A 26,868-nucleotide genomic window follows, 5' to 3' on the forward strand; every position below is an offset into this window, starting at 1 on the left:
TTACTGTCCGACGACCCAGCGCAGTGAAACGCGGCGGGGGTCGAGCTCGTCGTCGGGCGCCTGCCCCACCGCGCGCTCGATCACGACCTCGAGGTGCGACTCGGCCAGTCCCTCGGCGATCCCCGAGCCCCACTCGACCACGGTGACCGCCGAGTCGAGCGATGCGTCGAGGTCGAGGTCGTCGAGCTCGTCGAGGCCGCCGAGACGGTAGGCGTCGACGTGCACCAGGTCGGGGCCGTCGACCAGCGACGGGTGGACGCGCGCGATCACGAAGGTCGGCGAGGTCACCCCTCCGCGCACGTCGAGTCCGGTGCCGAGACCCTGGGTGAAGGTCGTCTTTCCCGCCCCCAGCTCGCCGGTGAGGACGACCAGGTCACCGGCCACCAGGCTGCGGCCGACCCGCTCGCCCAGGCGCCGCATCGAGTCGGCGTCGGGGCAGTCGACGGTGGTGCCCAGCCAGAGCGCGAGCTCGACATAGGGGCTGTGGCGACCGGTCACCACGAAGTCGTGCCGCTCCCAGAAGCTCACGGTCTCCGGCAGCTCCTCGCGCGCGACGACCTTCACCGCCTCGCGGCCGGCGGCGGCGTCGACGGCGGCCTCGACGAGGGCGGTCGCGACGCCCAAGCCCTGGGCAGCGGGTACGACGCCGAAGCGACGCAGCACCAGCCCGTCGGGCGTCGGGTCCAGCACGACACACCCCACCGGCACGTCGTCCACGGTCGCGAGGAAGCCTGCGCGCCGGGCCAGCAGCCGGGCGATCGACCCCTCGTCCTCGGCCAGCGCGTCGGCTGGCGGGTCGAGGGGCGGGCGCGCGCCGAACGCCGCCCGGACCACCGCCAGCACCTCGGCGGCCGCCTCGACGCCGATCCGGCGTACGACGACGCTCACTGCGCCGCCCTCGCCTGGGCCAGCGAGAGGAGGTCGTCGATCTCGGCAGTGACCTGCTTGTGGTGCTCGAGGAGCACCATGTGGCCGGCGCCCTCGCACTCCAGCAGGCTCGAGCCCGGGATCCGGCTGTGCAGCTTGCGGCTGTGCCCGACCGAGGTGATCTTGTCCTCGGTGCCGCAGATGATCGCCGTCGGCACCCGGCCCAGCGCCTCGAGGTGCGCGAACTTGTCGAGCGACGCGAAGGCCGGGTAGAAGTCCGCGACGACGGCGAACGGCGTCGCGTTGAGCATCGAGTAGACGAACTCGACGTGCGAGACGGGCACCTCGTCGGTGCCGAAGGCGTAGCGGTCGGTGACCACGTCGGCCACCGCGTGCCCCCACGCCCGGGCCACGTCGACCACGCGGTGACCCCGGTCGAGCGTGCGCACGGCGCGCCCGACGAACCGGCCGCCGAGGCCCAGCGGGAGCATGGGGAACAGGATCCGGCCCGGGTCGAGGCCGCCGGCCGTGGTGGACATCAGGACCGCACCGACGACCTTGTCGCCGAAGAGCTCCGGGTGCAGCTCGGCGAGCGAGATCACCGTCATGCCGCCCATCGAGTGGCCCACGACCACGCAGCGGCCGGGGACGGTGTCCTCGATGACGCGGCGCAGGTCCTGGCCGAGCTGGTCGATCGTGCAGTGGTCCTCGTCGGACCGCGCCGAGCGCCCGTGGCTGCGCTGGTCGTAGAAGACGGTGCGGACCTGGCCGCGGTAGGCCGCGCGCTGGAAGTGCCAGCTGTCGAGGTTGAGGGAGTAGCCGTGCACGAAGACCACGGTGAGGTCGTCGTCGGTGGACGGCTGCCCGCCGAAGTCCGCCGGCTCGTCGATCTCGACGTGAAGGTCGAGCGCGTCGTCGGCCACCACGACCCGGCGAGCGCTGTGCAGCTCGCCGAACGCCACCCGCTCCCCCGCGTCGCGGCGGCCGATGATGCGGCTCTGGCGCACGATGCCGGCCGCGCCCGCGGCAGCGGCCAGGCCGGCCGCGCCGACGACGGTGCCGAAGATCCGGCCCTTGATGCTCATTCCGTCCCGTCCTCGCTGGTCTCGCTGTCCGTGTGGCGGCGCTCGAACCGGCCACCGATCCGCGTCACGATCTCGTAGCTGATGGTGCCGACGGCCTCCGCCCAGTCCTGCGCGGTCGGCTCGCCGCGGTCGCCCGGGCCGAAGAGGACGACCTCGGTGCCCGGTGGCGGCAGCTCGCCGTGGAGGTCGACGACGACCTGGTCCATGCAGACCCGGCCGCGGATCGGCCGGCGCGAGTCGTCGACCCACACCGACGCGCTGTTGCCCGCGGCGCGGGGCACGCCGTCGCCGTACCCCGCGGGGACGAGGCCGACGCTCGTGTCGTGGTCGGCGACCCAGGTGTGGCCGTAGGAGACGCCGTCGCCCGCGGTGATCGGCTTGCTCATCACCAGCCGCGCCCGCGCGGTCATCGCCGGACGCAGGCCGAGGCGAGGGGTCTCGCCGGGCGCCGGGTCGAGGCCGTAGGCCGCGATGCCGCAGCGGACCAGGTCGAAGTGCGACGACGGGCGCAGGATCGCGGCCGCCGAGTTGGCCAGGTGGGTGACCTCGGGGTCGAGCCCGGCGCCGGCGGCCAGGTCGAGCGCCTCGCGAAAGGCAGCCTCCTGCGCGTCGTTCATGGGGTGCGCCGGCTCGTCGCTGGCCACGAAGTGCGACCAGATGCCGGTCACGGTGATCCGGCCCGCGTGCTCGAGCTCGCTCGCGACGGCGAAGAGGTCGCGCCAGTCCGCGCGCGGCGCGCCGCCCCGCGACAGGCCCGTGTCCACCTTGAGCTGGACCCGGGCTCCTCCCCCGACGGCGGCGATCTCCTCGAGCTCCGCGACGGTGTACGCCGTCACCTCGACGCCCGCCGCGACGGCAGCGGCGAAGTCGTCGCCCGGCGCGCTCAGCCAGCAGAGGAGGTGGCCCCGGTCGCCGGCCGCGCGCAGGGCGAGCGCCTCGTCGATCGTGGCCACGCCGAGCCAGTCCGCCCCCGCGTCGCGCGCCGCCTCGGCGACCTCGACCATGCCGTGGCCGTAGCCGTCGGCCTTCACCACGACCATCAGCTGCACCGGGGCATCGACCTGCACCAGGTCGCGCAGGACCCGCACGTTGTGGCGGATGGCAGCGAGGTCGACCACGATCTCGGCGCGTGGGGACGCGGGACCGGTCATGGACCCGATCATCCCAGCCCTGCGAGCGTCTCGCGCACGACCTGCGGGATCTGGACCGCGACCCGGCTCGCCGTCAGCGGCCCGCCGGCGGCGGCCTGCGTGGCGGCCGCGCCGTGCAGCCAGGACCCGACGGAGGCGGCGTCGTGGGGCTCCAGGCCCGAGGCGAGCAACGCGCCGACCAGGCCCGCGAGCACGTCGCCGGCGCCTGCGGTGGCCAGCCACGGCACCCCTGTCGTGGTGACCCGGACCCGACCGTCGGGCGCGGCGACCAGCGTGTGGTGGCCCTTGAGCAGCACCGTGCAGCCCCAGCGACGGGCCGCGTCGCGGGCGTGCTCGAGCGGTGCGGCCTCGACCGCCTCCCGCTCGGCGCCCAGCATCGCCGCGAGCTCACCGGCGTGCGGGGTGAGGACCCAGTCCGCCGCCGCCTCGTCCAGGTGCCCGAGGGCGTCGGCGTCCACGACGACGGGCACGCCGTCCCGACGTGCCTCGGCGAGCATCGTCGCCGCGTCGTCGCCACCGCCGGGGCCGACGACCCACGCCTGCACCCGACCGGCGCCGACGACCTCCGGGTGGGCCGTACGCACGGTGTCGGCGACATGCGCGGGACCGACGTAGCGGACCATCCCGACCAGGCCGGTGTTGGCGCCGGAGACCGCGAGGAGCGCCGCGCCCGGGTAGGTGCTCGAGCCGGCGCGCACTCCGACGACCCCGCGGGTGTACTTCTGTGCGTCGAGCCCCGGCCGCGGGAGCAGACCGCGTACGTCGTCGGGCTGGAGCGCCTCGACGGCCGGCCCGCCGATCAGGTCGAGGTCGAGGTCGACCAGGTGGAGGGCGCCGCTGGCGGTCGAGGCGGGGTCCACGAGGTGGGCGACCTTGTGGGTGCCGAAGGTGACGGTGAGGGCGGCGCGCACGTGGGGGCCCTCGAGGCGGCCGGTGTCGACGTCGACGCCGGACGGCACGTCGACCGCGACGACGGGCACGTCGGCGTACGCCTCGAGGGCGGCGACCGCCTCCGGACGCAGGCCGGGGCGCCCGCCGATGCCGACGATGCCGTCCACGAGCAGGTCGGGGGCGTCGTGGAGGTCGTCGAGGTCGCGCGTCGACCTCCCGCCCGCCGCGTGGAGGGCTGCGAGGCCTGCCTCGTGGACCCGATCGGCGAGGAGCAGTGCCTCGACCGCGACCCCGCGACCGGCGAGCCGGGCGCCTGCCCAGAGGGCGTCACCCCCGTTGTCGCCGGGCCCGACCAGCAGCAGCACGCGGCTGCCGTACGCACGGCCCAGGACGTCGAGCACGGCGGCGGCCAGGCCGGCGGCGGCGCGCTGCATGAGCGCCCCGTCGGGCAGGTGCGCCATCGCGGCGGCCTCCGCACGGCGTACGTCGTCGATGAGGTGGGCGCGCAGCATCGGCTAGGACTCCAGGATCACGACGGCGGAGGCGATGCCGGCGTCGTGGGACAGCGAGACGTGGACGTGGACGACGCCCAGCGCCTCCGCCTGGGCGGCGACGGTCCCGCGGATCTCGAAGCGCGGCCGTCCGGTCTCCTCCGAGACGATCTCGGCGTCGTGCCACGCCATCCCGACCGGGGCGCCGAGCGCCTTGGCGATGGCCTCCTTCGCTGCGAAGCGGGCCGCCAACGAGGCCGGCGGGCGCGAGGCCTCGGCGTCGGTGAACAGCCGCTCCCGCAGGGCAGGCGTGCGCTCGAGGGACTGCACGAAGCGGTCGATGTCGACCACGTCGATGCCGACGCCGATGACCGGCATGCCTCTACTCCACCGTGACGGACTTGGCGAGGTTGCGCGGCTGGTCGACGTCGTGGCCGAGCTGGGTGGCCAGCTCGCACGCGAAGAGCTGCAGCGGCACGACCGCGACGAGTGGCTGCAGCAGCACCGGCACCCGGGGCAGCGTGATCAGCACGTCGGCGTAGGGCTCGATGGCGGTGTCGCCCTCCTCGGCCAGGCAGAGGGTACGGGCGCCGCGGGCGCGCACCTCCTGGATGCCGCTGATCATCTTGTCGTGGAGCTGGTCGCGCCCCCGGGGCGGCACGATGCACAGGATCGGCAGGCCGTCCTCGACCAGCGCGATCGGACCGTGCTTGAGCTCACCGGCCGCGAAGCCCTCCGCGTGGAGGTAGGCGATCTCCTTGAGCTTGAGCGCACCCTCGAGGGCGACCGGATAGCCGGCGTGACGACCGAGGAACAGCACCGACCGGCTCCCCACGTGGTCGCGGGCGAGGCCGTAGACCTCCTCGGACTTGTCGAGCACGGTCTGGACGTGCGCCGGCATCCGGTCGAGCTGGTCCATCACCTGGGAGATCTCGTCGCCGTAGCGGGTGCCCTTGACCTGCGCGAGGTAGAGCGCGAGGAGGTAGCAGGCGACCAGCTGGGTGAGGAAGCCCTTGGTCGACGCGACGCCGATCTCCGGACCGGCGTGGGTGTAGATGACGCCGTCGGACTCGCGCGGGATCGTCGAGCCGTTGGTGTTGCAGATCGAGAGCACCTTCGAGCGCTGCTCGCGCGCGTGCCGGATCGCCTGGAGGGTGTCGGCGGTCTCGCCGGACTGGCTGATGGCAACCACCAGCGTGGACGAGGTGAGGATCGGGTCGCGGTAGCGGAACTCGCTGGCGAGCTCGACCTCGACCGGGATCCGGCACCAGTGCTCGATGGCGTACTTCGCCACCATGCCGGCGTAGAAGGAGGTGCCGGCCGCGATGATGATGATCTTGTCGATGTCGCGCAGGTCCTGGTCGGAGAGCCGCATCTCGTCGAGCTGGAGCAGGCCGTCGGCGCCGCGGCGGCCGAGCAGCGAGTCGGCGACGGCACGCGGCTGCTCGAAGATCTCCTTGCGCATGAACCAGTCGTGGCCGTCCTTCTCGGCGGCCGAGAGGTCCCAGTCGACGTGGTAGCGGCGGCCCTCGGCAGGGGTGCCGTCGAAGCCCGACACGCTGACGCCGTCGCGGGTGATCGTGACGACCTGGTCCTGGTCGAGCTCCATCGCCTCGCGGGTGTGCTCGATGAAGGCCGCGACGTCGGAGCCGAGGAAGTTCTCGCCCTCGCCGATGCCGACCACCAGCGGGCTGTTGCGGCGTGCCGCGACGACGCGGTCCGGGTCCTGGGCGTCGACGGCGACGAGCGTGAAGGCGCCGTGGAGCCCACGGCAGACGTTCTGCATCGCGACGGTCAGGTCGACGCCGGTCTCCAGCTGCTCCTCGAGCAGGTGGGCCGCGACCTCGGTGTCGGTGTCGGAGGCCATCTCGACGCCCTCGGACTCGAGGCGACCGCGGAGCTCGGCGAAGTTCTCGATGATGCCGTTGTGCACGAGGGCCACCCGGCGCGTACGGCCCAGGTGCGGGTGCGCGTTGCGGTCGGTCGGCGGACCATGGGTCGCCCAGCGGGTGTGCCCGATGCCGGTCGTGACCTGCGGCAGCGGCGACTCGGCGATGGCCTTCTCGAGGTTGGCGAGCTTGCCCGCCCGCTTGTCGCTGACGATCGATCCGGCGTCGACCAGGGCGATCCCGGCGGAGTCGTAGCCGCGGTACTCGAGGCGCCTCAGGCCCTCGATCACGACGCCCTCGGCCGGCTTGGCACCCACGTATCCCACGATTCCGCACATGGCCGCGGAGTCTATCGGCAGGCCTCCGCGCCCCCGCGGCCCGCCGCGGTGCCACAATCGCACCCATGCCCGAGGTCCCGTCGCCCTCCCACGGCACCTCCTCCGTCAACGAGACCTCCCCCTACGTCGAGCTCGAGCGGGCCGCGTGGGCCCAGCTCGCCGGCACCGCCGAGACCGCCCTCACGCCCGAGGAGGTCGTCCGGCTGCGCGGCCTGGGCGACCAGCTCGACCTGCACGAGATCGAGCAGGTCTACCTGCCGCTCTCACGCCTGCTCAGCCTCTACGTCGCGGGCAACTCGCGGCTCCACCGCGAGCAGGAGGAGTTCCTCCACCGCGTCACCCCGCCGCGTACGCCGTTCGTGATCGGCCTCGCCGGATCGGTCGCCGTCGGCAAGTCGACCACCGCCCGCGTGCTCCAGCAGATGCTCGCCCACTGGCCCGAGCACCCCAACGTCGCGCTCGTCACGACCGACGGCTTCCTGCTGCCCAACGCCGAGCTCGAGCGCCGGGGCATCCTGCACCGCAAGGGCTTCCCGGAGTCCTACGACCGCAAGGCGCTGCTCAAGTTCGTCATCGACATCAAGTCCGGGCGCGACGAGGTCGAGGCGCCGATCTACTCCCACCTCGTCTACGACGTGGTCCCCGAGGAGAAGGTCGTCGTGAAGCGCCCCGACATCGTGATCATCGAGGGCCTCAACGTCCTCCAGCCGGCCCGCGTGCGCGACGACGGCCGCACCGGCCTTGCGGTGAGCGACTTCTTCGACTTCTCCGTCTACGTCGACGCCGCGCTCGCCGACATCAAGCGCTGGTACGTCGACCGCTTCCTGCGCCTGCGCGAGACCGCCTTCCGCGACCCGGCGTCGTACTTCCGCAAGTACGCCGCCCTCTCCCACGACGAGGCCGTCGACCAGGCGACGCGCATCTGGGACTCGATCAACGAGCCCAACCTCGTCCAGAACGTCGCCCCCACCCGCTCCCGCGCGAACCTGGTCCTCCGCAAGGACGCCGACCACTCGGTGAAGTACGTCCGCCTCCGCAAGCTCTGAGGTCGCTGCTGGCGGGACGTCAGGGGCTCACGCCGGTCACGACGCACCGGCTCGGCTCACGCCGTCCTCTTCTGCAGCTCGAGCAGGGTCTCGATCGTGCGGTAGCCCAAGGCGTCGTTGACGGCGTTCATGTGGGTGTTCACCTCGGCGTTGGAGGTCTCCACCCGCTCCAGGACGGGGTACGTCGCCAGGGCCAGGTCGTGGGTCGCGAGCTTGAGCGCCAGCCCGAGACGCCTGCCGCGGTGCGCCGGGTCGACGATCGTGATGCCGACCTGGCCCTGGGCAGTGTCGGTCTCGTTGACCCGCACGTCCGAGCTCCCGGCGACCGAGCCGTCGGGAGCGATCGCCAGCGCCGTCAGCACGTGCCGCCCGATGCCGACCTGTCGTTGCTCGGCGTCGCGGATGCGCTCGGGGGTCCAGGCCGACGCCCGGAGCTCGAGGTCGCCGAGGGGGATCTCGTCGAACAGCGTGCCGAGCAGCCGGCCGAACGACGCGACGTGCTCCTCGGGACACACGGTGTCGAAGGTGACGACGCGGTACGCCGCGCCGAGCGCCGTCTCCTCCACCAGACGGTCGTGGCGCGACAGGTAGTCGTCGACACGGAGCTCACGGATGGCCTCGCGGCTCGCGACGTCGTACCGCATCGCGGCGGCGAACGCCTCGGGTGCGGTGCCCGTCGCACCCGGCGGCACAAAGACCTCGCCGTGCAGCGTGCGACGCCCGTCCCCGGCGGCCACCACCTCGAGCTCCTCGACGATCCGCCGGCCGATGCCCTCGCCTGTGCGGTCGGGGCGGACGTAGGCGTCGACCGTCGCGGTGTGGAGGTTGTCGCGGAGCGGCCGCATCAGCAGGCCGGCGCCGACCATCTCCCGACCGTCGATCGCGGCGAGGACGGTGACGGCACCCTCGGGGTTGTCGGCCGGCAGCGACACGCGGGTCTGCTCCCACGCCGGCCACGGGTTGCCGGGGCGGTCGGCGGTCGCAGCGTGGCCGACCTCCCACCACGCGCGGAGCGCGGCCTGGTTGCGCGGGTTGATCTGCTCGATGTCGACCACCCGGTGACGCTAACCAGCGCGGTGTCTCGGGCGCCATGCAGTTTGCGTCATGAGGATTGCGGGTGCGAACCCGCAGATCTCATGACGCGAGGTCGAGGTGCGCGACTATGACGACGTGCGGTGTGCCTCGATCTTGTCGGCCTCCTCGAGGACCGCCTTCGCCATCGTGCGGTTGCGCCAGCGCACCATCAGGCCGATCAGCAGCACGAAGAGCGGGCAGCCGATGCCCAGCGCCAGCCACGTCGTCCGGGGCGAGGTCGTCTCCACCACCGAGCCGTCCGTCGAGACCCACAGGTCCCACGTGTCGCCGACCGCGTGGTCGGGATCGCCCGCCCGGTCGAAGGTCGCGGTCCGGGTCGCGCCGTCGGCCGACCAGGTCAGGTCGTAGGTCGTGCGCGGCTTGTCGACCTCGTCCGGCACCGCCCCCTCCCGCACCGCGACGACCGTCGTCTCGCGCAGCGAGGTGCCGCCGGACAGGTGGGTGCGCGAGCCGGGGGTCAGGACGACCAGCGCCGCCGCCAGCACCAGGCCGACGCACAGGGCGAGGACGACGTCGCGCCACGTCAGCCAGCCCGGGACCTCGGGCGCGCCCCCCTCGAGCTCGCCGCGCGGGTCCGCGGTCACGACAGCGCCAGCTGGTGGCGTACGACGTCCGCGAGCCGGGAGGCGACGGCCTCGGCCTCGTCGTGGGTGGGCGCCTCGACCATCACGCGCACGATCGGCTCGGTGCCCGAGGGACGCAGCAGGATGCGGCCGCGGTCGCCGAGCGCTGCTTCCTCCTCCGCGACGGCGGCGGCCAGCACGGCGTCCTCGTCGGTGCGGGACTTGTCGACGTCGCGGACGTTGAGCAGCACCTGCGGCAGCCGGGTCATCACGGCGGCCAGCTCGGCGAGCGACGTGCCGGTGGTGGCCATCCGCTCCATCACGTGGAGGGTGGTGAGGATGCCGTCGCCGGTGGTGGCGTGGTCGCTCATGATGACGTGGCCGGACTGCTCACCGCCGAGGCTGTAGCCGGAGATCTTCATCGCCTCGAGGACGTAGCGGTCGCCGACCTTCGTCTGGCGTACGCCGACTCCGTTGGCGCGCATGGCCTGGACGAAGCCCAGGTTGCTCATCACCGTCGCGACGACGGTGTCCTTGACCAGGCGGCCCTTGTCGCGCAGCGAGAGGGCGAGGATCGCGAGGAGCTGGTCGCCGTCGACGACGTTGCCGTCGGCGTCCACGGCCAGGCAGCGGTCGGCGTCGCCGTCGAGGGCGAAGCCGGCGTGGGCCCCGTGCTCGACGACGGCCGCGCGCAGCGACTCCAGGTGGGTGGAGCCGCAGTTGTCGTTGATGTTGAGGCCGTCGGGGTCGGCGTGGATCGCGATGACCGTCGCGCCGGCGTCCTCCAGCGCGCGTGGGCCGGCCGCGTGGGCGGCGCCCTCGGCGCAGTCGAGCACGACCTTGAGCCCCACCAGCGGGTGCGTGATCGTGCTCTCGAGGTGGGCGGCGTACTCCTCGACGGCGGAGTCGTAGGTCGTGACCCGGCCGACGTGGCCGCCGGTGGGCCGCTCCCACGGCTCGCCCATGCGCCGCTCGATGGCGATCTCGATCGCGTCGTCGAGCTTGTGCCCGCCGCGCGCGAGGAACTTGATGCCGTTGTCGGGCATGGGGTTGTGCGAGGCCGACAGCATCACGCCGAGGTCGGCGCCGAGCCGCTCGGTCATGTAGGCCACGCCCGGGGTGGGCAGCACGCCCAGCAGGAGCACGTCGACGCCCGCCGACGCGAGCCCGGCGACGACCGCCGCCTCGAGGAACTGCCCGGAGATGCGCGTGTCCCGACCCACCACGGCGAGGGGACGGTGCCCCTCGAACTCGCCGCGGTCGGCCAGGACGTGTGCTGCACACACGGACAGGTCCAGGGCCAGCTCCGCAGTGAGATCTGCGTTTGCCAGGCCCCGGACCCCGTCCGTGCCGAAGAGTCGCGTCATGGGACGAGACCCTAGGAGATCAGCGCTTCGAGAACTGCGAGGCCTTGCGGGCCTTCTTGAGACCGGCCTTCTTGCGCTCCACGACGCGGGCGTCGCGGGTCAGCAGACCGGCCTTCTTGAGGGCCGGGCGGTTGGCCTCGACGTCGATCTGGTTGAGCGAGCGGGCCACGCCGAGGCGCAGCGCGCCGGCCTGACCGGCGGTGCCGCCACCGTGGATGCGGGCGATCACGTCGAAGCGACCCTCGAGCTGCAGCTCGGCGAACGGCTCGTTCGCGATCTGCTGGTGCAGCTTGTTGGGGAAGTAGTTGTCGAGGCTGCGGCCGTTGATGGTCCACTCGCCGGTGCCGGGGACGATGCGCACGCGGGCGACGGCCTCCTTGCGGCGGCCGGTGGCCGCGCCGGGGGCGATGGTCGCCGGGCGGGCCGGGGTGTCGGCCGACGCGTCGCTCTCGGACGTGTAGGCAACGCCCTCGGCGTCGGTCTCGAAGGTCTCCTCGACCTCGGTGCTGTTCTCAGTCATCTGTGCGTCCTCGGTCGTCACTGGGAGATCTGCGTGATCTCGAAGGGAGTGGCCTGCTGGGCCAGGTGCGGGTGGTCGGGGCCGGCGTAGACCTTGAGCTTCTTCAGCATCTGGCGACCGAGCTTGTTCTTCGGGAGCATGCCCCACACGGCGTTCTCGATGGCCTTGCGGGCGTCCTTCTCGAGGAGCTCACCGAAGGGGGTGGCCGAGAGGCCGCCCGGGAAGCCGGAGTGGCGGTAGGCCATCTTGGTGGTCTTCTTGGTTCCCGACAGCGACACCTTGGAGGCGTTCACGATGATCACGAAGTCGCCCATGTCCATGTGAGGAGCAAAGGTCGGCTTGTGCTTGCCGCGGATGAGGTTGGCGGTCTGGACGGCGAGGCGTCCGAGGACCACGTCGGTGGCGTCGATGACGTGCCACTCACGCTGGATGTCAGCGGGCTTGGGGCTGTACGTGCGCACGGCGATGTACCCGTTCTCGTTCGTTGGACCCGACCCCCGGTCGGGGATCGGAATGGAGCTGCGGCTTCTGACGAACACGGCCCGGATCGCTCCCCACACCAGTGGGGATGACGTCCGGATCTGCACCCGCTTCCAGAGGAGGCGGACGCGGCAGGAGTCGCGACCAGCAAGAGTACGGCGCTCGCGCGAGGACGGTCAAAACGGCGTGGCCCGGCTCAGCGGCCGATCCGGCGCGAGAAGAGCTGGAGGTCCGAGTCGTCCAGCTCGGGCGGCGGCGCACCCATCGCCTCGCTGTCGGAGGCGAAGACCACCGTACGTCCGTCACCCGAGGCGTCGAAGCCGTAGTCGTCCCACCACGCGTCTCCCGGGGTGAGCGACCGTGCTCCGTCGCCGCGTTGCCACACGAAGATCCCCCGGTAGGGCGCACGCCGTTCCCCGGCAGCCCGGGCGTAGGCCCGCTCGTCGCCGCCGAAGAACACCCGCCGGCCGTCGTCGGAGACCTGCGCGACGTCGATCTCGGAGTTGCCGTCGTCGGTGCGGTTGACCAGCCGGACGTCGCCGGTGCGGCGGTCGGCCCACCACAGGTGCACCAGCTTGTCCGTGATCGGCGTCGCGGCGATGCCGCCGTCCGCGCAGGCCCCCGTGACGTAGCGCCCGGTCCCGCTGATGCTGAGCCCGGTCCACCCGCAGCCGGTGTCCGTCGGGAGCCCGGTCCCCTGGGTCAGCGGCATCGACCAGGTGCCACGCAGACCGCGCCCCCGGCTGAGGACGTACACGTCGGGGAGCGTGCCGCTGTCACGGCTCGCCAGCACCTCGGTGGTGACCACCGCGACGACGCGTCCGTCGCCAGAGATCCGGACGGACCCGGACGCGATCTCGGCGCTCGCGAGGCGACGGACCTTGCGCGAGCCCCAGTCGTAGAGGAAGTAGTCGGGCACACCGTTGGTGTCGCCGGCGACCAGGTTCGTCGCGCGGGAGAAGAACGCCACGTCCCCGGTGTCGGCGACGTGCGGCACGCACGAGTACTCGTCGGCCTCGCCGCCGCCCGCCGCCGACGACGCGCGGCGCACGGCCCCGGTCCTCAGGTCGCGCACGAACACGTCGGTGTGGGGGGTGTTGTCGTCGAAGTCGGAGGAGTCCGGGCCGACGAGCTCGTCGGTGCTGCAGTAGGCGACGAACCGTCCGTTGGGAGAGAGCGAGACGGTCTCGGCGAACTCGGCGAGGCGGCCCCGTCCGTCGGCGCCGACGGCCCGCACCTTCCCGGTCCGGTTGTCGCGCACGTAGACCTGTCGCTGGCCCGGGCTGGTGCGCCGGTCGAGATTGGTGGCTCCGGAGCTGAAGGCGACCCACCGACCGTCCCGGCTCACGGAGGCGCCGATGGCGTCGTTGTCGGCCGGGCGACCCTTCGCGTCCACCGAGACCATCGTGTAGCGCTTCGCCGCCGCGGGCCGTTCGTCCGGCGCAGCGGCCGGTGCCGGAGCAGCGCCCAGCAGGCCACCCACGAGGAGGAGCGAGATCGTGGTCGTGCCGACCGCCGAGAGTCCCATGACCGCACGCTGCCAGCGCGGCCCCGGCGGCGGAACACCCCCAGGGGGCCACAATGACGGCGTGCGCAACGGTGGCGTGTCCTTCTGGTGGCAGCAGGTCGGACTGCCGACCCCGACCGACCGGCTCGACGGCGACGTCACCTGCGACGTCGCGATCGTGGGAGCCGGGCTGACCGGGCTCTGGACGGCGTACTACCTCCACGAGGCCGACCCGACGCTCGACATCCGGCTCGTCGAGGCGGAGTTCGCGGGCTTCGGGGCCTCGGGCCGCAACGGCGGCTGGCTCTCGAGCGAGCTGCCGGGCAGCCCGCGGGCGTACGCCGCCGCGGCGGGCGAGGCGGGCCTCGAGTCGATGCGAACGGCGGTCCGCGGCTCGGTGCACGAGGTGATGGCCGTCGCCGAGGGCGAGGGCATCGACGCCGACATCCGGCTCAGCGGGGTGCTGCACGTCGCGCGCTCGCAGGCGCAGGCCGAGCGGCTCGACGGCGAGCTGTCGGCGGCCCAGGTCGCCGAGCGGATCCGCGTCGCCGGTGCGGTCTCCGGCCACGTCGACCCCGACTGCGCGCGCGTGCACCCGGCCAAGCTGGTGGGCGGCGTCGCGCGGGCCGTGCGGGCGCGCGGCGTGCGCATCCACGAGGGCACGCGCGCCCTCCGGATCGAGCCGGGTGCCGTGGTGACCGACCGCGGCACGGTCCGCGCGCCGACGGTCCTCCGGTGCCTGGAGGGCTTCACCGCAGGGCTCCCCGGTCACCGGCGCGAGTGGCTCCCGATGAACTCCGCGATCATCGCGACCGCCCCGCTCACCGACGCCCAGTGGGCGGAGATCGGCTGGGCCGGCGAGGAGCTGCTCGGCGACGAGGCGCACGCCTACTGCTACGCCCAGCGCACCGCCGACGGCCGGATCGCGATGGGCGGCCGCGGCATCCCCTACCGCTTCGGCTCGCGCACCGACGTCGACGGGCGCACGCAGAACTGGACGGTGGAGTCGCTGCGCTCGACCCTCACCTCGCTCTTCCCGTCCCTGGCCGGGATCACGATCGACCACGCGTGGTGCGGCGTGCTCGGGGTCCCGCGCGACTGGAGCGCCAGCGTCTGCTTCGACCCGGCGACCGGGCTCGGCCACGCGGGCGGCTACGTCGGCTCCGGACTGACCGCGACCAACCTCGCCGGCCGCACGCTGCGCGACCTCGTGCTCGGCGCCCCGACCGACCTCACCGCGCTGCCGTGGACCGGTCACGACGTACGCCGCTGGGAGCCCGAGCCGCTGCGCTGGGCCGGCGTGCACACGCTCTACCGGCTCTACCGCGCCGCCGACCGGCGCGAGGACGCCGGGCTCCTCCGCACGAGCCGGATCGCCCGCATCGCGAACCGGGTCGCCGGTCGCTGACTGGACACCGGGTTCGCGCTCGCGCGACACCCGCGGCTAAGTTGGAGCGACAACCCAAGACGTATGAACAGGAGCCGACGTGACCGACGTAGCGGCCAAGGATTCACTGACCGTCACTGACAACCGGACCGGTCAGCAGTACGACATCGCGATCAACGACAACACGATCGCGGCGAAGGACCTCGGACAGATCCGCCTCACCGAGGACGAGCCCGGTCTCGCCACCTACGACCCCGGATTCGTGAACACGGCCTCGTGCCGGTCGGCCGTCACCTTCATCGACGGCGACAAGGGCATCCTCGAGTACCGGGGCTACCCGATCGAGCAGCTGGCGGAGAAGTCCAACTTCCTCGAGGTCGCCTACCTCCTGGTGCACGGCTCGCTGCCGACCAAGGAGCAGTACGACTCCTGGGTGCACGAGATCACCTACCACACGTTCGTGCACGAGAACGTCAAGGGCTTCATGCACGGCTTCCGCTACGACGCCCACCCGATGGGCATGCTGATGGCCTCGGTCGGCGCGCTGTCGACGTTCTACCCCGACGCCCGCAACATCAGCGACGCGGACAACCGCCACATGCAGATCGTCCGCATGATCGCGAAGATGCCGACCCTCGGCGCGTGGTCGTTCCGCCACGCCCAGGGCAAGCCGTTCGTCTACCCCGACAACGACCTCGGCTACACCGCCAACTTCCTCTCGATGCTCTTCAAGATGAGCGAGCAGAAGTTCGAGGCCGACCCGCGCCTGGTCAAGGCGCTCGACGTGCTCTTCATCCTGCACGCCGACCACGAGCAGAACTGCTCGACCAACGCGGTCCGCTCCGTCGGCTCCTCGCAGGTCGACCCCTACTCGGCCGTCGCGGCCGGTGTCGGCGCTCTCTACGGCCCGCTGCACGGTGGCGCCAACGAGGCCGTCCTGCGGATGCTCAAGCGCATCGGGTCGAAGGAGAACATCCCCGCCTTCATCGAGGGCGTGAAGAACGGCAACGAGCGCCTGATGGGCTTCGGCCACCGGGTCTACAAGAACTTCGACCCGCGCGCCACGATCATCAAGAAGGCCTGCGACGACGTCTTCGAGGTCACCGGGGTCAACCCGCTCCTCGAGATCGCCAAGGAGCTGGAGAAGATCGCGCTCGAGGACGAGTACTTCGTCAAGCGCAAGCTCTACCCCAACGTCGACTTCTACTCCGGCCTCATCTACGAGGCCTTCCAGTTCCCGCCGGAGATGTTCACGGTGCTCTTCGCCATCGGCCGTACGCCGGGCTGGCTGGCGCAGTGGGCCGAGCTGGTGCAGGACAAGGACCAGAAGATCGCCCGTCCCAAGCAGATCTACACCGGCGACCGCGAGCTCACCTTCACCGCCGCCTCGGAGCGGTGGGCTTGAGCCACTGACGTACGACGAACGCCCCCGGCCGCTGCGGCCGGGGGCGTTCTCGCGTCTCAGCGCTCGAAGACCGCCGTGGTCCGGGCCGGGACGGTGACCGCGTCGGCCGCGACCGTGCTCCCCTTCACGACCGCGTCGGTTCCGGAGGCCTGCACCTGGTGCAGCCGCCAGCCGGCGCCGGTCCCGCCCACCGTCTGCTCCTGCGGTGAGGCATTGAAGACGACCAGGATCCCGTCACGCCGGGGGTCGGCGTCGGCACCGGCCGTGTCGTCGATCAGCATCGCGATCACACCCGGCTCGGCGTCGAGGAACGACACCTTCGCCTGGATCGCCTCACGCGTGCCGAGCCGGAACAGCCGCGACGACATCCGGATGCGCAGCAGGTCCTGGGCCTGCGCGTGGGCGGCGTCCATCGCCGCCGGGGTCGGGTCGAGCGCGGGGTCGGCGAGCAGCGGCTTCATGTACGACCACTTCGCCTCGTTGTCGCCACGCAGCGGCAGGCCCGACCCGAAGGTGTTGTCCCGACGCTGCCAGTCGACCCGGTTGAACCAGTCGCCGGAGTCGTAGGAGTTGCGGTCCAGGCTCTTCGAGCGGAGCAGGTCCGTGCCGGCGTGCCAGAAGACCACCCCCTGCGAGAGGGCGACCGTGGACAGCGAGACCGTGTTCATCCGGACGCGGTCGGCCATCGACGTGCCCTGCGGCAGCTTGAACGCCAGCGAGTCGTAGAGCGTCTCGTTGTCGTGCGCGTCGACGTAGGTGACCGTCTCCGACGGGTCCGCGGCATAGCCGGCGGGCTGCCCGTTGTAGTCGACCTCCGAGCCGACGACCTCCGCACCGCTGGAGTCGCGGAAGGTGAAGTCGGCGAGGTTGCCGGCCAGACCGAGCTTGACCAGGTCCTGGTCGTGGAGCAGCGTGGCCAGCTGCTCGTCGGGCGTCCCGTTGGCGGGCGAGCCGTTGGGGTCGGTCCAGAGACCGGAGCCGAAGCCCTGGACCCGCGGGTCCTCGTCGAAGGGCCCGCCACCGCGTACGGCGTCGCGGAGCCGGTCGCTGAAGGAGCCGATGCCGGTGCCGGCGAGGTTGCGCTGCGTGGCCTGCACGAAGCGGGCGTCGTCGGCGACCTCGCCGAAGTTCCACCCCTCGCCGTAGAGGTAGATGCCCTTCCCGTCGATGCCGTCCTTCTTGACCGTCAGGCGGTCGAGAGCGGCGCGGAGGTGGGTCATGTTCTCCAGCGAGTGGTGGCCCATGAGGTCGAAGCGGAAGCCGTTGACCTTGTAGTCCCGCGCCCAGGTGAGCACGGAGTCGATCATCAGCTTCTCCATCATCCGGTGCTCGGTCGCGGTGTTGGAGCAGCACGTGCTGTTCTCCACCGCCCCGGTCGCGCTCAGCCGCTGGTAGTAGCCGGGCACCACGCGGTCGAGCACGGACTTCGGGTCCTGGCCGCTGGCCGCGGTGTGGTTGTAGACCACGTCCATCACGACCTGCATCCCGTTGCGGTTGAGGGCCTGCACCATCCGGCGGTACTCGACGGTGCGTCGGGTGCCCTCGGGATCGGTGGCGTAGGACCCCTCCGGCGTCGTGTAGTGCAGCGGGTCGTAGCCCCAGTTGAAGCCGTCGCGCGGGCGCACCGCGTCGACGCACTCCTGCTGGCGCTCGGAGTCGCGCGGGAGCGAGGAGAGGTCGCAGTCCGGGACGGCCTGCGCCGAGCGACGCTCCTCGATCGTGGCGATGTCGAAGGCCGGGAGCAGGTGCACCGTGTTGAGACCCGCGGATGCGAGCCGGCGCAGGTGGCGCATGCCGGCCGAGTCGTCGTGGGTGAACGCGAGGTAGGTCCCGCGCTCGGCCGCCGGCACGGTCTCGTCGCCGATCGAGAAGTCGCGCACGTGCAGCTCGTAGACGTTGCGGTCCTCGGGCTGCGCGATGACCGGCGCGCGGGTGCTCGACCATCCCGGCGGGGCGAGGGCGGGGTCGGCGAGGTCGGCGACCAGCGACTTCTGCGAGTTCGCGGTGAGCGCGACCGAGTAGGGGTCGGTGACCTCGTTGGTCGCGACCTCGCCCGCGGCGGGCGAGAAGACCGTGACGCCGTAGGTGTAGGCGGCGCCCTTCCACGACGCCGGACCGGTCACGGTCCAGGTGCCGTCGGACCTGCGGGTCATCGCGACCCGGCGCCCGGCGACGGTCGCCGACACGTCCTGTGCCGTGGGCGCCCAGAGCGCGAGCGTCGGCCTGCCGCCCCGCCAGCTCACACCGAGGTCGGCGCCGGCCGCGGCGGCGTACACGTCGTCGAGCACCCCGGGCACCTGCACGCCCGTGGCGTCGTGCAACGCGCCGCTCCGGTCGTACGAGGCCACGGCGAGCTGGCCGGTGAGGATCTCCGGCACCCGCTTGGAAGCGGCGCGGTCGAGGCGGAACGCCTCGTAGCCCTCGAGCTGCGGGAAGTCGGCGAGCACGTCGGCGGGCAGGCCGGCAGGGTCGTAGGTCAGCGGGACGCTCGAGCCCCCGGTGACGTCCTCGGCGTCGACGGCGAGGTCACCGGCCTGCGACCAGTGCAGGCGGTAGCGGCGCGACCCGGGGTCGGGGACGTCCCACGCGACGAGGTCGCGGCGCAGCCACTGCGCCCTGGCCTTGGTCAGGTCGGGTGCGGCCCCGGCGCTGCGGGTCGAGACCTGGAGCCGGTGGGTGCTCACGTCGTAGCTGAAGACCACGTCCACTCCTCCTGCGGGTACGTCGAAGGGGATGTCGGCGCCGCCGGCCACGCCGTCCTGGCCGTAGTTCTCGTCCCACGTCAGCCCGTGGGCGACCTTGGTCGCGTAGCTGCCGGCGGGCAGCGTCCCGGTCCAGGTGTAGGTGCCGTCGCCGTCGGGGTCCTTGAGCCAGCCGCGCATGCAGGAGGGGTCCCAGTCGCCCGGGCAGCCGAGCTCGGACTGCATCGACCCGGCCAGCGTGATGATCGGCCCGTCGGCGTCGCTGGTGATCCAGTGCGAGCCGTGCTCGTAGTAGAAGGTCACCGACCGGCCGCCGGCCGGGACGGTGAGCGGGATGTCGCCGCCGCCGCGCACGGCGCCGGCGCCGTAGTTCTCGTCCCACGTGCCGTTGATCGCTGCCTTGTAGGCGAAGTCGCCGGCCGGGAGCACGACCTGCTTCTTCCAGACGAGGTCCTTGGCGTCGAGCGACATCTGCGCCTGTGCGCAGTCCGGCTGCCAGTCGCCCGGGCAGCCCATCTCGGAGTTGTGGCTGCCGGGCACCGACACGGCGTCGGGCTGGGTCACCGGACCACCGCCTCCCCCGCCACCGGGGGTGGGCTCGGCCTCGGGGTCGCCGACGGTGGCGTAGGACGACGCGACCGACAGGTTGCCGCTGCTGTCGCGCAGGACCGCGCGGTACTCGACGAGGGTGCCTGCCGCCAGCGACCGGACGTCGTGGACGACCCGGTAGGGCGCGTTGTCGTCGGTGCCGAGGGCGGTCCACTCCCCCGCCCCGGCGGGACGCCAGGCGACGGTCACCTGGTTGAAGCCGCCGTCCGGCACGGCGACCGTGATCGGCGCGCGTCCGCCGACGGTGCCGCCGGCCGACGGCTTCTCGAGGTTGATGGCCGGCGCGGCGGCGCGACGGGCGAGGGTCCCGTTGGCCCGCCAGACCACCGCCGACAGCGGCGGCACCGTGATGGTCGTACGCCCCTCCGCGTCCGTGCGCATGGACTTCTTCTCCGAGCGCTGGGCGGCCGGCCAGACCTGGGTGAAGGAGCTGCGTCGCATCTCGGTCCCCACGGTGACGGTCTTCGCGGTCGTGGCGTTGTTGGCCGCGACGAGGAACTCGCGCCGCTCGGTCGCGTCGATCCGGCTGAAGGCGTAGACGCCCGCCTGGTCGCTGGCGTAGCGGTGCAGCTGCGCGCCGTCGGCGAGCGCCGGGTAGGCCTTCCTCAGGGCCGCGAGCGCGCGGATCGTGCGGTAGAGCGGGTGCCCGGTGTCGTAGTTGGCGTCGGCGGTCGTGGCGTCGGTGCCGATGAGGTCGTTGTCGTTGTAGGACGCGACCTCGCTCGCGAACATGTCCTCGCGGGCGTCCTTGTCGCCACCGTCGCCGACGAAGCCCTGCTCGTCGCCGTAGTAGACGACTGGCTGGCCTCGCGTGAGGTACATCAGGGCATGGGCGAGCTGGTCGCGCTGGAGGACCGAGTCGCTGTCCTTGAGGAACGTCCCGATGCGACCCATGTCGTGGTTGCCGAGGAAGGTCGGCGAGGCGTAGGCGTTCGAGTCGGTGTCGGTGTACCAGTCGTCGGCGGCGTAGAAGTCGCGCAGCCGCGTCGTCGCGCCGCCCTTCGCGAAGCCCGTGCCGACGTCCTGGAAGCCGAAGTCGAGCGTCGCGTCGAGGCGGCCCTCGGTGCTGAACGTCGACAGGTAGGTCGGGTTGGCGTCGTAGACCTCGCCGAAGGCGAAGAAGTCGTCGTTGCCGATGGATGCCGCGTGGTCGCGGATGGCCGGGGCGAACTGCTGCCAGAACTCCATGTTCACGTGCTTGGCGGTGTCGATGCGGAAGCCGTCGATGCCGAGGTCGACCCACGTCTCGTAGACGTCGGTCATGCCCTCCACGACCTCCGGCTTCTCGGTGAAGAGGTCGTCGAGGCCCACGAAGTCGCCGTAGGTCGACGACTCGCCGGCAAAGGTCGAGTCGCCGCGGTTGTGGTAGTTGGTCGGGTCGTTGAGCCAGGCCGGGACCTTCACCGTCCGGTCCGCCTCGGAGCGGAAGGTGGGCGTGTAGGGGAACGAGGTCCGCGCGTCGAGGGCCGGGAAGTCGGACGTGCCGACGTGGTCGCGGTCGTCGAACACGTTGCCCGCGGCGTCGCGGTAGGGCTCGTCGGCCTTGGGGACGTAGCCGTACTGCTTCTCCTCGTAGTCGATGACGTCGGCGGTGTGGTTGGTGATGATGTCGAAGAAGACCTTGATGCCGCGGGCGTGCGCTTCGGCGATGAACGCCTCGAGCTCGGCGTTGGTCGCGAAGTGCGGGTCGATCTGCGTGAAGTCGGTGACCCAGTAGCCGTGGTAGCCGGCGCTCGCGTCCGCGCCCGTGCCCTGAACGGGCCGGTTCTTGAAGCTCGGCGTCAGCCAGATGGCCGTGGTGCCGAGCCCGGCGACGTAGTCGAGCCTGTCGGACAGGCCCTTGATGTCCCCGCCGTGGAAGAAGCCCTTGTCGGTCGGGTCGAAGCCGGTCTGCAGCCGGTCGCCGGACAGGCCGCCGGTGTCGTTGGTCGGGTCGCCGTTGGCGAAGCGGTCAGCCATGACGAAGTAGAAGTTCTCGCGGGTGAGCGGGCCGCGCAGCGAGGTCCCGGCCAGCGCGCGGTCGGCGGCCGTCGGGGTGGGCACGGGCTGCTCGGCCGGCGCGACCGCGATCCGGTGGGTCTCGTCGTCGTAGGTGAAGCGCAGCCGGGCGTCGTGCTCGAGCACCAGCGGCAGGTTGGCGCCCCCGGACGTGCCGCCGGCCCCGTAGCTCTCGTCCCACGAGCCGTCGATCGCGACCTTGTACTCGTAGCCACCGGCGGGGACGTCGGCGACGAATGCCCACGTGCCGTCGTCCTGCCGGCTCAGCCCGGTCGCGCTGCAGTCGGGAGCCCAGTCCGCGGCACAGCCGAGCTCGTCCTGGAGGTTGCCGACGAGGGTGACGCTGGAGGGTGGCGCGGCGCGGTGCTCGGCCGCGGCGGGCGCGAGCGGCGTCAGCGAGGCGGCGAGGGTGACGAGCCCGAGGGCGAGGACGGACGGCGACGGACGACGCACGGTGACTCCCGAGAGAAGAGCAGGTGCCGGCCGCGGCCGACGTGGCGTCGGTCACACTAGGCGCCACCGGGGAGAACTTGCAACGCCTGCAAGAAATCCCGGGACCGTGGCCGCCCAGCACGTCATCGCGTCACGTCTTCTCCACTTCAAAGCGGCTTCTCAGGGCATCCACAGGCACGCGACGCAGGCTCGAAGCATGAGCGACAGCTACGGCCCCTTCCAGCAGCCCCAGCCCCACCAGAACCCGTACCAGCACCCGCCGCAGCACCGGCCGGAGCCGCCGCGGCGACGGCGTACGGGCCTGGCTGCCGCCGTCGTCGCGACCTCGCTCCTCGTGGGTGGCGGCGCCGGGCTGGGGGGCGCGGCCGTGTGGGACGCCACCCACGACGGTTCCCCGAGCTCGCCGAGCGCCTCGGCCGCCCCGAGCACCTCGACGGTGGCCAACCAGACGCAGACCCCGCCGGCCGACGGCTCGGTCGAGTCGGTCGCCCAGAAGGTGCTGCCGAGCGTCGTCAAGATCGACGTCTCCGGCAACGGCGAGGCGGGCTCCGGCTCGGGGATCATCCTCACCGAGGACGGCATGATCCTCACCAACAACCACGTCGTCGAGCTGGCCGGCCAGGGCGGCACGATCAAGGTCGACTTCTCCGACGGCACCAGTGCGGACGCCGAGGTTCTCGGCACCGACCCGCTCACCGACACCGCCGTGATCCAGGCCCAGGACGTCTCCGGGCTGACCCCCGCGACCATCGGCAAGTCGGCCAACCTCGGCGTCGGCGAGGGCGTCGTCGCGGTCGGCTCGCCCTTCGGCCTCGACGCGACCGTCACCAGCGGCATCGTGAGCGCGCTCAACCGTCCGGTCAACGTCGGCTCGGACGCGGAGGGCAACTCGACGACGTACCCCGCGATCCAGACCGACGCGGCGATCAACCCCGGCAACTCCGGTGGTCCGCTGACCGACATGACCGGCGCGGTCGTCGGCATCAACTCGTCCATCCGCACCGCCAGCTCGCAGACCTCGGAGCAGTCCGGGTCGATCGGCCTCGGCTTCGCCATCCCGATCGACGAGGTGATGCCGATCGTCGACCAGATGGCGAAGGGCGAGACCCCGACCCACGCGCGGCTCGGCCTCCAGGTCGGCAACCCGCAGACCGGTGACGACGCCGGCGCGGTGGTCCGCGAGGTGACCGCCGGGTCGACCGCGAACGAGGGCGGCCTGGCCGCGGGCGACGTGATCACGAAGGTCGACGACCAGCGGATCACCGACGCGGACTCGCTCGTCGCGACGATCCGCTCCTACCGTCCCGGCGACGACGTCACCGTCACCTGGACCAGCAACGGCCAGCAGAAGACCGGCGACTTCGTCCTCGACAGCGACGCCACGAGCTGACCCGGCGCCCGTTCTTGGGCCGGCCGCGCCATGATGGGGCGGCCGGCCCTGCTGTGTCCGCCGGCCACTGGCCAGAAGCGAAGGAGTCACATGCAGCTCGAGCTCAGCCCGGCCGACGCGGAGTTCCGCGACCGCATGCGGGAGGCCTTCCAGCGCCTCGTCCCGCAGGAGATCCGCGACACCGTGCTGGAGGGTCGACACCTGACCCGCGACCAGATCGTCGAGAGCCAGCGGGCGCTCAACGCCGAGGGCCTGGCCGTGCCGCACTGGCCGGCGGAGTGGGGCGGCCAGGACTGGACCGACCTGCAGCGCCACCTGTGGCACGAGGAGATGCAGCGCGCCGGCGTGCCGATCCCGCTGGCGTTCAACGCCTCGATGATCGGACCGGTGCTCGCGCAGTTCGGCACCGAGGAGCAGAAGAAGCGGTTCCTGCCCGACACCGCCAACCTCGACATCTGGTGGTCGCAGGGGTTCTCCGAGCCCGACGCCGGCTCCGACCTCGCCAGCCTGCGCACGACGGCGGTGCGCGACGGCGACGACTGGGTCGTCAACGGCCAGAAGACCTGGACCACGCTCGGGCAGTACGGCGACTGGATCTTCACGCTGGTGCGCACCGACCCCGAGGTGAAGAAGCAGGCTGGCATCTCGATGCTGCTCATCGACATGACCACCCCGGGCGTCGAGGTGCGGCCGATCGAGCTGATCGACGGCGGTCACGAGGTCAACGAGGTCTGGTTCTCCGACGTCCGGGTGCCCGGCGACCTGCTCGTCGGCGAGCCCGGTGAGGGCTGGACGATCGCGAAGTTCCTCCTCGGCAACGAGCGCGTCGGCGTCGCCCCCGTCGGGGCCACGAAGCGTGCCCTCGCGACCCTGAAGGCCACCGCCGGCGACCTGATGGACGACCCGCTGGTCCGCGCCCGCGTCGCCGAGCTGGAGAACGACCTGCTGGCGCTCGAGCTCACCGCGCTCCGCGTGGCGGCGCACTCCTCCGACGGCGCGCCGCACCCGGCCTCGTCCGTGCTCAAGCTCAAGGGCACGGTGCTGCAGCAGGCGGTGAGCGAGCTGGCGCTCGACCTCGCCGGACCCGCGTCGCTGGCCGCGCGCGCCGACGACGAGTCGCCGCAGGAGGGCTGGGCGAGACGATCTGCCCCGACCTACCTCAACCTCCGCAAGGCGTCGATCTACGGCGGGTCCAACGAGATCCAGCGCCAGATCATCAGCCGCACGATCCTGGGACTCTGAGGAGCAGACGATGGACTTCACCTACGACGACGAGCAGCAGGCGCTGCGCGAGGCCGTGCGCGGCCTCCTCAAGGACGCGTACGGCGACCACGAGGCGCGCCGGCAGGCCGTCGCGTCCGACGACGGGTTCGACCGCGCCCTGTGGGGCCGGCTGGCCGAGATGGGCGTGCTCGGGCTGCCCTTCAGCGAGGACGACGGCGGTGTCGGCGCCGGCCCCGTCGAGATCGGCATCGTGTGCCAGGAGCTCGGCCGGGTGCTCGCGCCCGAGCCCTACCTCGCGAGCGTCGTGCACGCCGGCGGCCTCGTCGCCGCGGTCGGGACGACCGAGCAGAAGGCCGACCTGCTGGGCCGGCTGAGCGCCGGCGAGATCGTGCTGGCCGCGGCCGACACGTCGCCCGGTGGCCGCTGGGCCTCGCGCGCAGACGGCGTACGCGCCTCCGTCGACGGCGACGCATGGACCCTCGACGGCGTGGCCGACCCGGTGGTCGGTGGCGAGGCCGCCGACTACGTCGTCGTGACCGCGGCGCTGCCGGACGAGGGCGGCACGGGCGTCTTCGTGGTCTCCGCCGACGCCGTCACCCGCACCGGCTACGCGGCTGCCGACCTGACCCGCGCGGCCAGCGTCACCTTCGACGGCAGTGCCGCGACGCCGCTCGGCGAGCCGGGCCGCGACCTGTCGGAGAGCATCGCGACGATCAGCGACCTGACCCGGATCATGGGCGCCAACCAGGCACTCGGGGTGATGCAGAGCCAGGTCCGTGCGACCACGGACTACCTCAAGAGCCGCAAGCAGTTCGGCGTCACCCTCAACACCTTCCAGGCGCTGACCTTCCGGGCCGCCGACATGTACGTCGAGCTCGAGCTCGCGCACAGCATGGTCGAGTGGGCGACGATGACGATCGCGGGCGGCGACCGCGAGGTGGTGGCCGACGCCGCCGACCGCGTGGGGCTGGCGATCGCGCGCGCGGGGCGGCACATCGGCCAGGAGGCGATCCAGCTGCACGGCGGCATCGGCATGACGGCGGAGTACGCCGTCGGCGTCGGCACCGCGCACCTCGAGGTCCTCGACCAGTGGCTCGGCAACGCCCACCACCACCTCACCCGGCTCGCGTCCCGGGTCACCGACCACGAGCTCGTCGAAGCAGTCTGATGGACCTCTCCCTGTCGGAGGAGCAGCAGGCCTTCCGCGACCTCGCCCGCGACTTCCTCGAGCGCGAGGCCGTCCCCCACCGGATGCAGTGGGACCACGACGAGTCGGTCGACCTCGCGATCGTGCCGAAGATGGCCGAGATCGGGTTCTTCGGCCTGACGATCCCCGAGGAGCACGGCGGGGTCGGCGGCGACTACGTGACCTACTCCCTCGCCATGGAGGAGCTCGGCCGCGCCGACTCCGCGCTGCGCGGGATCGTGTCGGTCAGCAGCGGCCTGGTCGGCAAGTCGATCCTCTTCCACGGCACCGACGAGCAGAAGCAGGAGTGGCTTCCGCAACTCGCCACCGCGACCAGGCTCGGCTGCTTCGGGCTCACCGAGCCCGGCACCGGGTCCGACGCCGGCAACCTCACCTCGCGGGCCGTCCGCGACGGCTCCGACTGGGTGATCGACGGCCGCAAGCTCTTCATCACCAACGGCACCTGGGCCGATGTCGCGCTCGTCTTCGCCCGCACCAGCGACGACGGCCCGCGCGGGGTGACGGCGTTCCTCGTTCCGACCGACTCCCCCGGCTTCGAGGCACGCGAGATCAAGCACAAGCTCGGGCTGCGCGGCCAGGCGACGGCCGAGCTGTTCCTCGACGGCGTACGCGTGCCGGACAGCGCGCGCCTCGGCGAGGTCGGGCAGGGCTTCAAGATCGCGATGGGCACCCTCGACAAGGGCCGGCTCGCGGTCGCCTCGGGGTGCGTCGGGATCGTCCAGGGCTGCCTCGAGGCGTCAGTGGCCTACGCCACGGAGCGCACGCAGTTCGGCAAGCCGATCGCGTCGTTCCAGCTCGTCCAGGACCTGATCGCCGACATCTCGCTCGACGCCGACGCCGCGCGGCTTCTGGCGTGGCGGTGCGCCGACCTGATCGACCGCGGCGAGCCCTACGGCGTGGCCGCGTCCAAGGCCAAGCTCTTCGCCTCCGAGGCCGCGGTGCGGGCCGCCAACAACGCGATCCAGGTCCACGGCGGGTCGGGCTACGTCGACGACTTCCCGGTCGCGAAGTACCTCCGCGACGCCCGCGTGATGACGCTCTACGAGGGCACCTCGCAGATCCAGAAGCTGCTGATCGGCCGCGCCGAGACGGGGATCAGCGCCTTCGGCTGAGCCACTCGTCGGCGCCGTCCTTGTCGGAGCCCCCGCCTGAGCGGGGACTCCGACGACAGTGCGGTGGCTGTGACGCGCCAGCCGCACCACA

At 72.1% G+C, this 26,868-nt stretch carries 20 protein-coding genes; 7 read left to right on the forward strand and 13 right to left on the reverse strand.

The genetic code is table 11. From position 1 onward, the window contains the following. From tsaE to glmS, 6 genes are read right to left on the reverse strand one after another with little or no spacing between them, the layout of a single operon-like run. Positions 1 to 888 carry a tRNA (adenosine(37)-N6)-threonylcarbamoyltransferase complex ATPase subunit type 1 TsaE gene (tsaE, locus tag JI751_RS14475; protein ID WP_201938158.1) on the reverse strand — a complete coding sequence of 296 codons (888 nt, stop codon included), beginning with the start codon at positions 886 to 888 and terminating at the stop codon, positions 1 to 3. Continuing rightward, entirely contained in the window at positions 885 to 1,952 is a 1,068-nt protein-coding gene (locus JI751_RS14480; RefSeq protein ID WP_201938160.1) for an alpha/beta fold hydrolase, read from the reverse strand. Before JI751_RS14480 ends, tsaE begins: the two co-directional genes overlap by 4 nt. Continuing rightward, positions 1,949 to 3,103 (reverse strand): alanine racemase, encoded by a 1,155-nt coding sequence (gene alr / locus JI751_RS14485; protein WP_201938162.1) that lies wholly within the window; start codon positions 3,101 to 3,103, stop codon positions 1,949 to 1,951. Before alr ends, JI751_RS14480 begins: the two co-directional genes overlap by 4 nt. Before the next feature lie 8 nt (positions 3,104 to 3,111). Continuing rightward, the gene (locus JI751_RS14490) at positions 3,112 to 4,506 is read right to left on the reverse strand and encodes a bifunctional ADP-dependent NAD(P)H-hydrate dehydratase/NAD(P)H-hydrate epimerase (RefSeq protein ID WP_201938164.1); all 1,395 of its coding nucleotides are present in this window, start codon (positions 4,504 to 4,506) and stop codon (positions 3,112 to 3,114) included. A 3-nt stretch (positions 4,507 to 4,509) separates the two neighbouring features. Then, positions 4,510 to 4,863 (reverse strand): holo-ACP synthase, encoded by a 354-nt coding sequence (locus JI751_RS14495; RefSeq protein WP_201938166.1) that lies wholly within the window; start codon positions 4,861 to 4,863, stop codon positions 4,510 to 4,512. 4 nt (positions 4,864 to 4,867) lie between these two features. Then, positions 4,868 to 6,712 (reverse strand): glutamine--fructose-6-phosphate transaminase (isomerizing), encoded by a 1,845-nt coding sequence (glmS, locus tag JI751_RS14500; protein ID WP_201938168.1) that lies wholly within the window; start codon positions 6,710 to 6,712, stop codon positions 4,868 to 4,870. A 65-nt stretch (positions 6,713 to 6,777) separates the two neighbouring features. Between glmS and coaA the strand changes: the two genes are divergently transcribed. After that, positions 6,778 to 7,758, forward strand: coding sequence for a type I pantothenate kinase (gene coaA, locus JI751_RS14505; protein ID WP_201938170.1), 981 nt, complete (start codon positions 6,778 to 6,780; stop codon positions 7,756 to 7,758). 56 nt (positions 7,759 to 7,814) lie between these two features. On the opposite strand, the gene JI751_RS14510 is transcribed toward coaA, so the two are convergent. The 6 genes from JI751_RS14510 to JI751_RS14535 form a co-directional block, all read right to left on the reverse strand. Next, a complete protein-coding gene (locus tag JI751_RS14510; RefSeq protein ID WP_201938172.1) occupies positions 7,815 to 8,813 on the reverse strand; it encodes a GNAT family N-acetyltransferase in 999 nt (332 codons plus the stop codon). A 105-nt stretch (positions 8,814 to 8,918) separates the two neighbouring features. Beyond that, positions 8,919 to 9,437, reverse strand: coding sequence for a hypothetical protein (locus tag JI751_RS14515; RefSeq protein ID WP_201938174.1), 519 nt, complete (start codon positions 9,435 to 9,437; stop codon positions 8,919 to 8,921). After that, positions 9,434 to 10,783 carry a phosphoglucosamine mutase gene (gene glmM, locus JI751_RS14520; RefSeq protein WP_201938176.1) on the reverse strand — a complete coding sequence of 450 codons (1,350 nt, stop codon included), beginning with the start codon at positions 10,781 to 10,783 and terminating at the stop codon, positions 9,434 to 9,436. Before glmM ends, JI751_RS14515 begins: the two co-directional genes overlap by 4 nt. A gap of 19 nt (positions 10,784 to 10,802) precedes the next feature. Next, positions 10,803 to 11,303: a 30S ribosomal protein S9 gene (gene rpsI, locus JI751_RS14525; RefSeq protein ID WP_201938178.1), complete on the reverse strand. Its 501-nt coding sequence runs from the start codon at positions 11,301 to 11,303 to the stop codon at positions 10,803 to 10,805. A gap of 17 nt (positions 11,304 to 11,320) precedes the next feature. Continuing rightward, positions 11,321 to 11,764, reverse strand: coding sequence for a 50S ribosomal protein L13 (gene rplM / locus JI751_RS14530; protein WP_201938180.1), 444 nt, complete (start codon positions 11,762 to 11,764; stop codon positions 11,321 to 11,323). Positions 11,765 to 11,979: 215 nt separating this feature from the next. Next, complete coding sequence (locus tag JI751_RS14535) at positions 11,980 to 13,311, reverse strand: TolB-like translocation protein (protein WP_201938182.1); 1,332 nt, start codon at positions 13,309 to 13,311, stop codon at positions 11,980 to 11,982. Positions 13,312 to 13,372: 61 nt separating this feature from the next. On the opposite strand from JI751_RS14535, the gene JI751_RS14540 reads away from it, so the two are divergent. Continuing rightward, the gene (locus JI751_RS14540; protein WP_307814256.1) at positions 13,373 to 14,698 is read left to right on the forward strand and encodes an NAD(P)/FAD-dependent oxidoreductase; all 1,326 of its coding nucleotides are present in this window, start codon (positions 13,373 to 13,375) and stop codon (positions 14,696 to 14,698) included. 79 nt (positions 14,699 to 14,777) lie between these two features. After that, on the forward strand, positions 14,778 to 16,082 hold the full coding sequence (locus JI751_RS14545) for a citrate synthase (protein ID WP_201938193.1): 1,305 nt from the start codon (positions 14,778 to 14,780) through the stop codon (positions 16,080 to 16,082). A gap of 56 nt (positions 16,083 to 16,138) precedes the next feature. Here the strand turns inward: JI751_RS14545 and pulA are convergent, their stop codons facing one another. Beyond that, complete coding sequence (gene pulA, locus JI751_RS14550; RefSeq protein WP_201938195.1) at positions 16,139 to 21,844, reverse strand: pullulanase-type alpha-1,6-glucosidase; 5,706 nt, start codon at positions 21,842 to 21,844, stop codon at positions 16,139 to 16,141. A 196-nt stretch (positions 21,845 to 22,040) separates the two neighbouring features. Between pulA and JI751_RS14555 the strand changes: the two genes are divergently transcribed. From JI751_RS14555 to JI751_RS14570, 4 genes are all read left to right on the forward strand, one after another. Next, on the forward strand, positions 22,041 to 23,234 hold the full coding sequence (locus JI751_RS14555; protein WP_201938198.1) for a S1C family serine protease: 1,194 nt from the start codon (positions 22,041 to 22,043) through the stop codon (positions 23,232 to 23,234). Between the two features lie 90 nt (positions 23,235 to 23,324). Then, positions 23,325 to 24,476, forward strand: coding sequence for an acyl-CoA dehydrogenase family protein (locus tag JI751_RS14560; protein ID WP_201938206.1), 1,152 nt, complete (start codon positions 23,325 to 23,327; stop codon positions 24,474 to 24,476). Between the two features lie 10 nt (positions 24,477 to 24,486). Further along, positions 24,487 to 25,626 carry an acyl-CoA dehydrogenase family protein gene (locus JI751_RS14565; protein WP_201938216.1) on the forward strand — a complete coding sequence of 380 codons (1,140 nt, stop codon included), beginning with the start codon at positions 24,487 to 24,489 and terminating at the stop codon, positions 25,624 to 25,626. Continuing rightward, positions 25,626 to 26,777 (forward strand): acyl-CoA dehydrogenase family protein, encoded by a 1,152-nt coding sequence (locus JI751_RS14570; protein WP_201938224.1) that lies wholly within the window; start codon positions 25,626 to 25,628, stop codon positions 26,775 to 26,777. The genes JI751_RS14565 and JI751_RS14570 overlap by 1 nt, the downstream gene beginning before the upstream one ends. Positions 26,778 to 26,868: the final 91 nt, after the last annotated feature.

This window comes from Nocardioides baculatus, from assembly GCF_016735675.1.
Classification (GTDB): domain Bacteria; phylum Actinomycetota; class Actinomycetes; order Propionibacteriales; family Nocardioidaceae; genus Nocardioides; species Nocardioides baculatus.